The 13391-nt window shown below is 61.1% G+C and carries 11 protein-coding genes; 9 read left to right on the forward strand and 2 right to left on the reverse strand.

The genetic code is table 11. From position 1 onward, the window contains the following. The first annotated feature begins 52 nt into the window (after positions 1 to 52). The 9 genes from arcC (at position 53) to CI807_RS30730 (ending at position 10464) form a co-directional block, all read left to right on the forward strand. Positions 53 to 982 carry a carbamate kinase gene (gene arcC, locus CI807_RS30690; protein ID WP_095017425.1) on the forward strand — a complete coding sequence of 310 codons (930 nt, stop codon included), beginning with the start codon at positions 53 to 55 and terminating at the stop codon, positions 980 to 982. An 18-nt stretch (positions 983 to 1000) separates the two neighbouring features. Further along, positions 1001 to 1363 carry a DUF5064 family protein gene (locus CI807_RS30695; protein ID WP_095017426.1) on the forward strand — a complete coding sequence of 121 codons (363 nt, stop codon included), beginning with the start codon at positions 1001 to 1003 and terminating at the stop codon, positions 1361 to 1363. 164 nt (positions 1364 to 1527) lie between these two features. After that, on the forward strand, positions 1528 to 3036 hold the full coding sequence (locus CI807_RS30700) for a sigma-54-dependent transcriptional regulator (protein ID WP_095017427.1): 1509 nt from the start codon (positions 1528 to 1530) through the stop codon (positions 3034 to 3036). A 324-nt stretch (positions 3037 to 3360) separates the two neighbouring features. After that, on the forward strand, positions 3361 to 3744 hold the full coding sequence (gcvH, locus tag CI807_RS30705; protein ID WP_095017428.1) for a glycine cleavage system protein GcvH: 384 nt from the start codon (positions 3361 to 3363) through the stop codon (positions 3742 to 3744). A 10-nt stretch (positions 3745 to 3754) separates the two neighbouring features. Further along, a complete protein-coding gene (gcvP, locus tag CI807_RS30710; RefSeq protein WP_095017429.1) occupies positions 3755 to 6592 on the forward strand; it encodes an aminomethyl-transferring glycine dehydrogenase in 2838 nt (945 codons plus the stop codon). A gap of 144 nt (positions 6593 to 6736) precedes the next feature. Continuing rightward, positions 6737 to 8113 carry an L-serine ammonia-lyase gene (locus CI807_RS30715; protein ID WP_095017430.1) on the forward strand — a complete coding sequence of 459 codons (1377 nt, stop codon included), beginning with the start codon at positions 6737 to 6739 and terminating at the stop codon, positions 8111 to 8113. Positions 8114 to 8151: 38 nt separating this feature from the next. Further along, positions 8152 to 9276 carry a glycine cleavage system aminomethyltransferase GcvT gene (gcvT, locus tag CI807_RS30720; protein ID WP_095017431.1) on the forward strand — a complete coding sequence of 375 codons (1125 nt, stop codon included), beginning with the start codon at positions 8152 to 8154 and terminating at the stop codon, positions 9274 to 9276. Between the two features lie 392 nt (positions 9277 to 9668). Continuing rightward, positions 9669 to 9881, forward strand: coding sequence for a cold-shock protein (locus CI807_RS30725; RefSeq protein WP_095017432.1), 213 nt, complete (start codon positions 9669 to 9671; stop codon positions 9879 to 9881). 94 nt (positions 9882 to 9975) lie between these two features. Beyond that, positions 9976 to 10464, forward strand: a complete 489-nt coding sequence (locus CI807_RS30730) for an RDD family protein (RefSeq protein WP_095017433.1) — start codon at positions 9976 to 9978, stop codon at positions 10462 to 10464. 4 nt (positions 10465 to 10468) lie between these two features. Here the strand turns inward: CI807_RS30730 and nadA are convergent, their stop codons facing one another. After that, complete coding sequence (gene nadA, locus CI807_RS30735; RefSeq protein WP_095017434.1) at positions 10469 to 11527, reverse strand: quinolinate synthase NadA; 1059 nt, start codon at positions 11525 to 11527, stop codon at positions 10469 to 10471. A 234-nt stretch (positions 11528 to 11761) separates the two neighbouring features. Next, positions 11762 to 13336 carry a lactate dehydrogenase gene (locus tag CI807_RS30740; protein ID WP_256578689.1) on the reverse strand — a complete coding sequence of 525 codons (1575 nt, stop codon included), beginning with the start codon at positions 13334 to 13336 and terminating at the stop codon, positions 11762 to 11764. Positions 13337 to 13391: the final 55 nt, after the last annotated feature.

The raw sequence follows: 13391 nt of genomic DNA on the forward strand, positions 1-13391 counted from the left end.
CCTTTCTTCGGGGGAGCCCGCTCCCCCGCTGCTTTGAAAAAGGACAGACGCTATGCGTATCGTCGTTGCACTGGGCGGTAACGCCCTGCTCCGCCGTGGTGAACCCATGACGGCGGACAACCAACGCGCCAATATCCGGATCGCCACCGAACAGATCGCCAAGATCCACCCCGGCAACGAACTGGTGATCGCCCACGGCAATGGCCCGCAGGTCGGCCTGCTCTCATTGCAGGCTGCGGCCTACACCCAGGTCTCGCCGTACCCGCTGGACGTGCTCGGCGCCGAGACCGAAGGCATGATCGGCTACATCATCGAACAGGAACTGGGCAACCTGCTGGACTTTGAAGTGCCCTTCGCCACCCTGCTCACCCAGGTCGAAGTGGACGCCAAGGACCCGGCTTTCAAGAACCCGACCAAGCCTATCGGCCCGGTGTATTCCAAGGCCGAAGCGGAGAAGCTCGCCGCCGAAAAAGGCTGGGCCATTGCACCGGACGGCGACAAGTACCGTCGCGTGGTCGCCAGCCCGCGTCCGAAACGCATCTTTGAAATCCGCCCGATCAAGTGGCTGCTGGAAAAAAGCAGCATCGTGATCTGCGCGGGTGGCGGCGGCATTCCTACGATGTACGGTGAGGACGGCAAGCTCAAGGGCATCGAAGCGGTGATCGACAAAGACCTGTGCTCGTCGCTGCTGGCCTCGCAGTTGGACGCCGATCTGCTGGTGATCGCCACCGACGTCAACGCGGCTTTTATCGACTTCGACAAACCGACCCAGAAGGCCATCGGCCAGGCCCACCCCGACGAAATGGAAAAACTCGGCTTCGCCGCCGGTTCCATGGGCCCCAAGGTACAAGCCGCCTGCGAGTTCGCCCGCCAGACTGGCAAAACCGCCGTCATCGGTTCACTCTCGGACATCGAAGCCATCGTCCAGGGCAGCGCCGGTACGCGCATCAGCACGGCAACACCTGGCATCACCTATCTGTGAAGTAGAGGAGAGACGCCTATGGCCACCTTTGAACCGGGTCACTTGCACGTTGAACGCCACGCGCTGAATGCGCAGGACTACAGCTACAACCTGTGCATCGACTACGAAGTCAGCCAGGACCCCAAGGAAGGCAAGGGGATGCTGTTCAAGCTGCATGGCTCGGTGCAGGGCAAGGACCTGAAGGAGGAGTTTTTCCTGCCCAAGGACCAGGCGTTCGACTTTGCCCGGCATGCGATGAACATCGCGCAGAAATACGGCATGCCGAAGATTGCCGTGTTGAACGGCTCGATGCACAAGCAGTACGACCTGATGTTCGAGGATGTTCGGCATCAACTGGATGTGAAACCTGGGGACCCGGTAAAACCCGAGCACCTGGAATAACCGCCCCCCTGTAGGAGCGAGCTTGCTCGCGAAGAACGCAAGATCAACGCGTGCATTCAAGCAACCCGCGTTATCGTTGACGTTTTTCGCGAGCAAGCTCGCTCCTACAGTTTTCACCTCTGGCATACTTGCCGCCTCTCGCTCCCCAGAATTGTTAGCGCCCCATGCGTATCCACGTCAGCTTCATCGACCGCGTCGGCATTACCCAGGAAGTCCTGGCCCTGCTCGGTGGGCGCAATCTCAACCTGGATGCGGTAGAAATGGTGCCGCCCAATGTCTACATCGACGCACCGACCCTCAGCGCCGAGGTGCTTGAAGAACTGCGCGACGCCCTCTTCAGCGTGCACGGCGTACAGGCCGTCACCGTGGTGGACATCCTCCCAGGCCAACGCCGCCACCTGCAACTCGACGCCCTGTTGGCCGCCATGACCGACCCGGTGCTGGCGCTGGACAGCGCGGGCAAGATCCTGCTGGCCAACCCGGCGCTCATCGCCCTGTATGGGCGTGAACCAGCCGGCGAAAGCATCAGCGAGCTGTTCAATGACCCGGCGCTGCTCGACACCTTGCTGGAACATGGCTTTCGCCTGCCCCTGCGGGAGATCAGCGTCAACGGCCAGACCCTGCTGCTGGACGCCACGCCGATCACTGACGCCGGCGCCCTGCTCACCCTCTACCAACCCAATCGCATCGGCGAACAACTGTCGGCGCTGCACCATGACCACGCCGAAGGCTTTGATGCACTGCTCGGTGAATCCCCGGTCATCCGCACGCTCAAGGCCCGCGCGCAGCGGGTGGCGGCGCTGGACGCACCGTTGTTGATCCAGGGCGAAACCGGCACCGGCAAAGAGCTGGTGGCGCGTGCCTGCCATGCGATCAGCGCGCGCCACAGTGCGCCCTTTCTGGCGTTGAACTGCGCGGCACTGCCGGAAAACCTCGCGGAAAGCGAGTTGTTCGGTTATGCGCCGGGCGCCTTTACCGGCGCACAACGCGGTGGCAAGCCGGGGCTGATGGAGCTGGCCAACCAGGGCACGGTGTTTCTGGATGAGATCGGTGAGATGTCACCGTACTTGCAGGCCAAGCTGCTGCGGTTTCTCAACGACGGCAGCTTCCGGCGCGTCGGCGGCGACCGTGAAGTGAAGGTCAATGTGCGCATCCTCAGCGCCACCCACCGCGACCTGGAAAAAATGGTCAGCGAAGGCACCTTTCGCGAAGACTTGTTCTACCGCCTCAACGTGCTCAACGTCGAAGTACCGCCGTTGCGCGCACGCGGCCAGGACATCCTGTTGCTGGCCCGCTACTTCATGCAGCAGGCCTGCGCGCAGATCCAGCGCCCGGTGTGCCGCCTGGCACCCGGTACTTACCCGGCACTGCTGGGCAACCGCTGGCCGGGTAACGTGCGCCAATTGCAGAACGTGATCTTCCGCGCCGCTGCCATCTGCGAAAGCAGCCTGGTGGACATTGGCGACCTGGACATCGCCGGCACGTCAGTGGCGCGCCAGAGCGACGGTGAAATCGACAGCCTGGAACAGGCGGTGGAAGACTTCGAGCGTAATCTGCTGGAAACGCTATACACCAGCTACCCCTCGACCCGCCAACTGGCCAGCCGGTTGCAGACCTCGCACACGGCGATTGCCCATCGTCTGCGCAAGTACGGCATTCCCAATAAGCCCTGAACTGGGGTTAGAAAAGGCTCCTACAGAAGGTTGCATTCCAGATTTTGGTCTGAGAACGACATCGGCTGTACTGAAAGCGCTACAGCGGAACGATATCGATACAGCCCTATTTTTTACGTGCCATGCAAGGCTTTGATCCGCATAGGCTTTTTTTCGCCTGCCCAACTGTAGCGAAATCGCTACAGACAATTGGCATCGTGCAATAACCAATTTTATTAACTTATTGATTTATAACGAATTAATGAGATTGGCCGCGATATTGCTAAGCAACTCCCCATTATTCCAATCCCGTCCACCAGACGAATCTGGCCCTGAGGAGTTTCCATGAGCGAGTTGCGTTTCACTGAAGATCACGAATGGCTGCGCACCGAAGCCGACGGCAGCGTCACCGTGGGTATCACCGCTTTCGCGCAGAACGCGCTGGGTGATGTGGTTTTCGTGCAACTGCCGGAGTTGCAGGCCTATGACAAGGGCGCCGAGGCGTCCACCGTTGAGTCGGTCAAAGCGGCCAGCGGCGTGTACATGCCTTTGGACGGTGAAGTCCTTGAAGTGAACGACAAATTGGATGGCAGCCCGGAGCTGGTCAACGAAGACCCGATGGGCGAAGGTTGGTTCTTCCGCTTTAAACCGGCCGATGCCGGTGCGGTCGCTAAACTGTTGGATCAGGACGCGTACGACCGCCTGATCAAAGCCAACGCTGAAGCCTGAGGAGCGCGCCATGACTGTTCAACTGACCACCGCCAATGAGTTCATCGCCCGCCACATCGGCCCGCGCGCGGAAGACGAGCAGCAGATGCTCGCCAGCCTGGGCTTTGACTCCCTGGAAGCCCTGAGCGCCAGCGTGATCCCGGAAAGCATCAAGGGCACCAGCGTGCTCGGCCTGGAAGACGGCCTGAGCGAAGCCGAGGCCCTGGCCAAGATCAAGGCCATCGCCGGCAAGAACCAACTGTTCAAGACTTACATCGGCCAGGGCTACTACAACTGCCACACGCCGTCGCCGATCCTGCGCAACCTGCTGGAAAACCCGGCCTGGTACACCGCCTACACCCCGTATCAACCCGAGATTTCCCAGGGCCGCCTGGAAGCGCTGCTGAACTTCCAGACCCTGATCAGCGACCTCACCGGCCTGCCGATCGCCAACGCCTCCCTGCTCGACGAAGCCACCGCCGCCGCCGAAGCCATGACCTTCTGCAAGCGCCTGAGCAAGAACAAGGGCAGCAACGCCTTCTTCGCCTCGATCCACAGCCACCCGCAAACCCTCGACGTGCTGCGTACCCGCGCCGAGCCCTTGGGCATCGACGTGGTGGTGGGCGATGAACGTGAACTGACCGACGTCAGCCCGTTCTTCGGCGCCCTGCTGCAGTACCCGGCGAGCAACGGTGACGTGTTCGACTACCGCGCACTGACCGAGCGCTTCCATGCCGCCAATGCCTTGGTGGCCGTGGCCGCCGACCTGCTGGCCCTGACCCTGCTGACCCCTCCGGGTGAGTTCGGCGCCGACGTGGCCATCGGCAGCGCGCAACGCTTCGGCGTGCCGCTGGGCTTCGGTGGCCCGCACGCGGCGTATTTCTCCACCAAGGATGCGTTTAAACGCGACATGCCGGGCCGTCTGGTCGGCGTGTCGGTCGACCGTTTCGGCAAGCCGGCCCTGCGCCTGGCCATGCAGACCCGCGAGCAACATATCCGCCGCGAGAAAGCCACGTCGAATATCTGCACCGCCCAGGTGCTGCTGGCCAACATCGCCAGCATGTACGCCGTGTACCACGGTCCCAAAGGCCTGACCCAGATTGCCCAGCGTGTGCACCAGCTGACCGCGATCCTGGCCAAGGGCCTGACCGCCCTGGGCCTGAAGGTCGAGCAGGAAAACTTCTTCGACACCATCACCCTCAACACCGGCACCAACACTGCCGCGCTGCACGACAAGGCCCGTGCCCAGCGCATCAACCTGCGTGTGGTGGATGGCGAGCGTGTGGGTGTGTCGGTGGACGAAACCACCACCCAGGCCGATATCGAAACCCTGTGGGCGATCTTTGCCGACGGCAAGGCCCTGCCCGCTTTCGCCCAAACTGAAAGCACGCTGCCAGCCGCCCTGCTGCGCCAGTCGCCAGTTCTCAGCCATCCGGTGTTCAACCGTTATCACTCCGAAACCGAGCTGATGCGCTACCTGCGCAAACTGGCCGACAAGGACCTGGCGCTGGACCGCACCATGATCCCGCTGGGCTCGTGCACCATGAAGCTCAACGCCGCCAGTGAAATGATCCCGGTGACCTGGGCCGAGTTCGGCGCCTTGCACCCGTTCGCCCCGGCCGAGCAAAGTGCCGGCTACCTGGAGCTGACCAGCGACCTGGAAGCCATGCTCTGCGCGGCGACGGGTTACGACGCGATCTCCCTGCAGCCGAACGCCGGTTCCCAAGGCGAATACGCAGGCTTGCTGGCTATTCGTGCCTATCACCAGAGCCGTGGCGATGAGCGCCGCGACATTTGCCTGATCCCCTCGTCGGCCCACGGCACCAACCCGGCCACCGCCAACATGGCAGGCATGCGCGTGGTCGTGACTGCGTGCGATGCACGCGGCAACGTCGACATCGAAGACCTGCGCGCCAAGGCCATCGAGCACCGCGAGCACCTCGCCGCGCTGATGATCACCTACCCGTCCACCCACGGCGTGTTCGAAGAAGGTATCCGTGAAATCTGCGGCATCATTCACGAAAACGGCGGCCAGGTGTACATCGACGGCGCCAACATGAACGCCATGGTCGGCCTGTGCGCACCGGGCAAGTTCGGCGGCGACGTGTCCCACCTGAACCTGCACAAGACCTTCTGCATCCCCCACGGCGGTGGCGGCCCGGGCGTCGGCCCGATTGGCGTCAAGTCGCACCTCACGCCGTTCCTGCCCGGCCACGCGGCCATGGAACGCAAGGAAGGCGCGGTGTGTGCGGCGCCGTTTGGCAGCGCGAGTATTTTGCCGATCACCTGGATGTACATCGGCATGATGGGCGGCGCAGGCCTCAAGCGCGCTTCGCAACTGGCGATCCTGAATGCCAACTACATTTCCCGTCGCCTCGAAGAGCACTACCCCGTGCTCTACACCGGCAGCAATGGCCTGGTTGCACATGAGTGCATCCTCGACCTGCGCCCACTGAAGGACAGCAGCGGCATCAGCGTGGACGACGTGGCCAAGCGCCTGATTGACTTCGGCTTCCATGCGCCGACGATGTCGTTCCCGGTGGCCGGCACCTTGATGATCGAGCCGACCGAAAGCGAATCCAAGGAAGAACTGGACCGCTTCTGCAACGCGATGATTGCCATCCGCGAAGAAATCCGCGCGGTGGAAAACGGCACCTTGGACAAGGACGACAACCCACTGAAGAACGCGCCGCACACCGCCGCTGAATTGGTGAGTGAGTGGACCCACCCGTACACCCGCGAGCAGGCGGTGTACCCGGTGCCGTCGTTGATCGAAGGCAAGTACTGGCCGCCGGTTGGGCGTGTGGATAACGTGTTTGGTGATCGCAACCTGGTGTGCGCGTGCCCGTCGATCGAGAGCTACGCATAACCTTGTAGGAGCGAGCTCGCTCGCGAAAAACCTGAGGCCCCCCGCGACCATCCTGAAGGAACGCGGTGCCTGTGGGTTCTTCGCGAGCAAGCTCGCTCCTACAGAGGTCCAGGTATCCAATAATAAGAAACCGGAGAACAACTCATGTCTTTAAGCGTGTTCGACCTGTTCAAGATTGGCATCGGCCCCTCCAGTTCCCACACCGTCGGCCCGATGCGCGCTGCCGCCCGATTCGTCGAGGGCCTCAAGCGTGACAACCTGCTGAGCGCCACCACCGGCATCAAGGTGGAACTCTACGGCTCGCTGGGCGCCACCGGCAAAGGCCACGGCAGCGACAAGGCCGTGCTACTGGGTCTGGAAGGCGAACACCCGGACACCGTGAATACCGAAACCGTGGCCACCCGCCTGGCGCAGATGCGCAAGGACGGGCGCCTGAATTTGCTCGGGGAACACAGCATTGCGTTCAACGAGAAAGAACACCTGGCGATGATTCGCAAACCCCTCGCCTACCATCCCAACGGCATGATTTTCCGCGCCTTCGATGCGGCCAATATCCAGATCCGCAGCCGCGAGTATTATTCGGTCGGTGGTGGGTTTGTGGTGGATGAAGACGCCGCCGGCGCCGACCGGATTGTCGAAGACGCCACACCGCTGACCTTTCCTTTCAAGCATGCCAAAGACCTTCTCGGCCATTGCACCACCTACGGGTTGTCCATCAGCCAGGTCATGATGACCAACGAAAGCGCTTGGCGCCCTGAAGCGGAAACCCGCGCCGGGCTGCTGAAAATCTGGCAGGTGATGCAGGACTGTGTGGACGCAGGTTGTCGTAACGAAGGGATTCTGCCCGGTGGTTTGAAGGTCAAGCGTCGCGCCGCAGCCCTGCATCGCCAACTGTGCAAACACCCGGAGTCGGCGCTGCGTGATCCGCTGTCAGTGCTGGATTGGGTCAACTTGTACGCCCTGGCCGTCAACGAAGAAAACGCCAACGGCGGCCGCGTGGTCACGGCGCCCACCAACGGCGCGGCCGGGATCGTGCCGGCGGTGCTGCATTACTACATGCGCTTTATCCCCGGCGCGAACGAAGATGGCGTGGTGCGCTTTCTGCTCACTGCCGCCGCTATCGGCATTCTGTACAAGGAAAATGCGTCGATCTCCGGCGCCGAAGTCGGCTGCCAGGGTGAGGTCGGCGTGGCTTGCTCCATGGCGGCCGGCGCGTTGTGCGAAGTCTTGGGCGGCAGCGTTTCCCAGGTGGAAAACGCCGCCGAAATCGGCATGGAGCACAACCTCGGCCTGACCTGCGACCCGATTGGCGGGCTGGTGCAGGTGCCCTGTATCGAACGCAATGCGATGGGCTCGGTCAAGGCGATCAATGCGGTGCGCATGGCCTTGCGCGGCGATGGGCAGCACTTCGTGTCCCTCGACAAGGTCATCCGCACCATGCGCCAGACCGGCGCTGACATGAAAAGCAAATACAAGGAAACCGCCCGTGGCGGTTTGGCGGTCAACATTATCGAGTGCTGACGCCCAAGGCGCGCCAGCACGTTTTTCAGGAGCTGAATATGTCCACCGAAACCCTGTTGAAAACCCCTCTGCACGCCCTGCACATCGAGCTGGGCGCACGCATGGTGCCCTTCGCCGGCTATGACATGCCGGTGCAATACCCGCTGGGCGTGATGAAGGAACACCTGCACACCCGTGATCAGGCCGGGCTGTTCGACGTGTCCCACATGGGCCAGATCCGCCTCACCGGAGCCAATGCTGCTAAAGCCTTGGAAACCCTGGTGCCGGTCGACATCATCGACCTGCCGGTGGGCATGCAGCGCTACGCGATGTTCACCAATGACCAGGGCGGTATTCTCGATGACCTGATGGTGGCGAACCTGGGTAACGACGAACTGTTCCTGGTGGTCAACGCCGCCTGCAAGGACCAGGACCTGGCCCACCTGCGCCAACATATCGGTGACCAATGCACCATCGAGCCACTGTTTGAAGAGCGCGCCCTGCTAGCCCTGCAGGGCCCGGCAGCGGTGAAGGTGCTGGCGCGCCTGGCGCCGGAAGTCACCAAGATGACCTTCATGCAGTTCGCCACGCTGCGCCTGCTGGGCGTGGACTGTTATGTCAGCCGTTCGGGCTACACCGGCGAAGACGGCTTCGAGATCTCCGTGCCTGCCGCCAACGCCGAAAGCCTGGCCCGCAGCCTGCTGGCCGAGACCGAAGTGCAGGCCATCGGCCTGGGCGCCCGCGATTCGCTGCGCCTGGAAGCCGGCCTGTGCCTGTACGGCCACGACATGAACACCGACACCACACCGATCGAAGCCAGCCTGCTGTGGGCAATTTCCAAGGCCCGCCGTGCCGAGGGTGCGCGCGCTGGCGGCTTCCCAGGTGCAGACAAGATCTTCACCCAGCAGCAAGCCGGTGTGAGCCGCAAACGTGTAGGCCTGTTGCCACAAGAACGCACGCCGGTGCGTGAAGGTGCAGAAATCGTCGACGCAGACGGCACCGTGATCGGCAGCGTGTGCAGCGGCGGCTTCGGTCCGACCCTGGGCGGCCCGCTGGCCATGGGTTACCTGGACAGTGCCTTCATCGCACTGGATACCGAAGTCTCTGCGTTGGTACGTGGGAAAAAGGTGCCACTTCGTGTAAGTAAATTGCCATTTGTGCCGCAACGTTACTACCGTGGCTGATTGACTGTTTCTATAAGTAACGCGATTGCGTTAACGCGCACTAATTTGTAACGCAATCGCCATAAAACAGTGCACTCCCGATAGTCTTTCTTATAGGGACCAAGCTATAACAAGTGATCAACTCTATCGAATAAGTGGGATCCACTACATCCACCCAAGTGCCATAAGCCCAAGCAAAACCTGGGCTTTTGGCAGGGCTTGTTTTTTCTCCATTAGTTGGCGTAGAGTTTGTCCACTGTGTTTGCATGGGTCGCTTTGAACCTGGACCTGGGCAGTAGCTGAAGTAGTTGCGCTACAACCCGTTCGACGTCTTACTTTCCTGCAATCCAGCCCAGTACTCTTTCATGCGAAAGGGGCTGTCATTAATTTTTAGCGTCAAAGGAAAGAAGAAAATGTCTGATCGTCAGAGCGGTACCGTCAAGTGGTTTAACGACGAAAAAGGGTTTGGTTTTATCACTCCAGAGAGCGGTCCGGATCTGTTCGTGCATTTCCGCGCTATTCAGGGCAACGGCTTCAAGAGCCTGAAAGAAGGCCAGAAAGTGACGTTCGTTGCTGTGCAAGGCCAAAAAGGCATGCAGGCTGACCTAGTACAAGCAGAAGGCTGATCCCTCCTGCGACAAAAAGCCCCTGATGGTGACATCAGGGGCTTTTTTATGTGCGTTTGCTCGTAAAATGGCTTTTTAACAAGAGAGCCCTGCCATGTCAAAACCCCAGCTGAGTCCCCAAGGCGAGTTCCCCGCCGTTGGCCTGGGCCGTCGCCTGGCAGCGATGTTCTATGACTTCCTGTTGTGCACTGCCCTGCTGATCGTCACGGCGTTTATCTACAAGCTGATCTGGATCGCGTTTGTCGGCGAGGCGAAGATGCGTACCCTCACCGAATCCGGCGCGCTGGACGGCGACCCATTGCTGTCAACGATTCTGCTATTCGTGCTGTTCGGCTTCTTCGCCAAGTTCTGGACCCATTCCGGGCAGACCCTGGGCATGCAGGTGTGGGGCGTGCGCGTGCAGAACGCCGATGGCTCGCGGATCAGCCTGTGGCAGGCGCTGTTGCGCTTTGTGGTGTCGATTGCGTCGTGGTTGTGCGTTGGGCTGGGGTTCATCTGGTCGCTGTTTGATAAGCGCAAACGCAGCTGGCATGACATCTATTCCGACAGCCAGCTGGTTCGCATCCCCAAACAGAAAAAGTAGCGACTCAGGCGTTGCCGGCCAGCTTCAGGCGGGCAGCCTGAGTGAAATCAAGCATGCGCTTGAGCGGGCGCACTGCCTGCGGGATCACCGACGGCTCAACGAAGATCTCGTTGCTGCCCTCACGCAGGCACTGCAGCGTGCGCTCCAGCGTGTTCATCGCCATCCACGGGCAGTGCGCGCAACTGCGGCACGCAGCGCCGTTGCCGGCGGTAGGCGCTTCCACAAAGACCTTGTCCGGGCACAGCTGCTGCATCTTGTAGAAAATGCCGCGGTCGGTGGCAACGATGAAGGTCTTGTTCGGCAGGCGCTGAGCGGCAGCAATCAATTGGCTGGTCGAACCTACGGCATCCGCCAGTTCGATCACCGAGGTCGGCGACTCAGGGTGCACGAGGATGGCGGCCTCCGGGTACAGCGCCTTCATGTCTTCCAACTGCTTGGACTTGAACTCTTCGTGGACGATGCAGGCACCGTCCCACAGCAGCATGTCGGCACCGGTCTGGCGCTGGATGTAGGTGCCCAGGTGTTTGTCCGGCCCCCAGATAATCGTCTCGCCGTTGTCCATCAGGCTTTCGACGATTTCCAGCGCGCAACTCGATGTCACCACCCAATCCGCCCGGGCTTTGACCGCCGCTGAGGTGTTGGCGTACACCACCACGGTGCGCTCGGGATGCTGGTCGCAGAACGCCGAGAATTCCTCCACCGGGCAACCCAGGTCCAGAGAACACGTGGCTTCCAAGGTCGGCATGAGGATGCGTTTTTCGGGGGTGAGGATCTTGGCGGTCTCACCCATGAAACGCACACCGGCGACCAGCACAGTCTTGGCCGGGTGGGCGGCGCCGAAGCGGGCCATTTCCAGGGAGTCGGAAACGCAGCCGCCGGTTTCTTCGGCCAGAGCCTGAATCACCGGGTCACAGTAGAAGTGGGCAACCAGCACCGCGTCCTGAGCCTTGAGCTCGGCGGCGATGGCGGTACGCAGGCTCGCCTCTTCATCGGCGCTGAGAGCCTTGGGCTGTTTGGCGTCGAGGTGGGCCTGAACCAGAAGGCGTTCGGAAATTTGCGTCATGTTCGCAAGACCTGCAGGCGCAGCTGCGCGAAAGTCGAGTGTACCACCGGCTCTGGAGCCCTTCGGGCGCCGCCGGACGAAGTGATTGTGTTCATCAAGCACGGGTTAAAGTGAAGCTGCGCAAGGCTACAGAATATCCAAGGCTTTCAAAAGCCTAATCTGGTAATCGCAGGTGTGTCTGTCGGGCAAAAAAAAGGCGCCTCCATCACTGGAGGCGCCTTTTTTACAGCCGTGTCAGCGTGCCAGTGCGGACGGATCTTCCTGCAACAGCACCGAAGCATGCAGGTTGGCCAGGGCTTCCTTCACCGTGGACTCCTCCAGCGCATCCTTGGACCTTTTGCTTTCCTTGGCCGCGTATTCGAGCAGCACCAGGTAGTCGCGCTTGACCGACGCCTCTTTCGGCACCGTGGTGTCTTCCACCAACTTGCCCATCGCATATTGCTGCGTGCGGGTGTTCTGGCTGGCACTTTGATCGAGGGTTGCACTGGCCAGCAGGCCATCTTTGTAGGAGAGCCTGGCCGAACTGCTGGCGTTGTCCTGCACTTGCACGTAGCGATAGTTCTGCGACTCTGCGTTGCCGTCCAGGGCTGGCGCTTTGCCGCCCTTGAGCCCTTTATGGAAACTCGCGGAGAGGCTCGACTGCTGGTCCTGGCTGACACTGCGATCCAAGGTGCTGTTGCCGCCGATGCGGGTCTTTTGCGAAACCTCATAGGCGAAACTGTCCACCTCAGACGGGCGCATCGGGTTAGGCGATTCGCTAGCCTGTTTGATAGATGCCTTGAAGTCCGCCAAACCGGTCAGAAAGCCTTGGTCAGTCGAATTGCGTGTCAACGCTTCGGGCAGGGTAACGCCCTGTGGATAATGGCTGTTCATGGCGCTGAAGGCGTCTTTGAACATCGCCATCAGCTCTGGCTTGGCAGTGCCGCGCTCCTGCGCCCGGTCGAATTGGGCGAGATAGCTTTGCAGGGCCTTGGCTTGTTGCTTGGCGTTGCCGAGGATCGCGGCGTTTTTCAGGTCGACGGCCAGGTTCAACTCGCCGAGCGGGCCACTCATGCGGGTGGTGCGGCTCTGGCTATCGGCATGGAAGGCCAGGCTCAGGTCCTGACCGTCCAGGGATTTGAGCGTGGCATTGAGGTCCACCGACGCCAGCAGCTTGGTATCAAACTGCGTCAGTTGGCTCAGGTCGAGCTTCGGCGGCATTGCGGTCAACCCATCCACGGCAGACTGGAAGGCACTGCCCAGTTTGCCGACGGCCTTGAGCTCCTCATCGCTCAAGGTGCCACCGTCTACCGTGGCCTGCACACCCAGGCCATCTTTCTGGCTCGAGAGGCTGAAGGTAACGGTCTTGCCGCTGGCGGTCTTGATGCTGAGGCTGATCAGGTTGTCGGCCTTGGTGTGCAGCAGAGCCTGATCAAGTTTGATTTCACCCGCGTTCGCCGCGCGGTCGGCACTCGCGAACATCACCGACTGGGAAACCCCTGCCCCGTCCTTGGCGAACTGCGCAATCAGGCCGGCGCCCAAGCCGTTGAAGCGGTTGGCCGTCGACTGCGAGTTGAAGTTGGCGTTGAGCGATTTGCTGAGCGCGTCCTGGCTGTCACTTTCCCAGGCGCGCACGGTCTCTTGACCCGGCAATTGCCCGCGACGGGAATAGGTGTTGGCAAGCGTATCGGAGACGACGTTACCCAGATTGACGACTGAAGAGGGCCTCTTCGCACTGACTTCGAAGTTTTGAGCCAGGGTCGTCGCGGGCGTTTCCGTCGGCCGGACGATAAGCGTATTGGCTGCGCTGATGGGTGAAAGCGTGGTCATGACGATCCCTGTCTTGAGCTGAACAATGCTCAATTTAACCAAGTCTTTGGCCGAT

Origin of the sequence: Pseudomonas sp. NS1(2017) (assembly GCF_002269425.1) — a bacterium.
GTDB classification, from domain to species: Bacteria; Pseudomonadota; Gammaproteobacteria; order Pseudomonadales; family Pseudomonadaceae; genus Aquipseudomonas; species Aquipseudomonas reactans.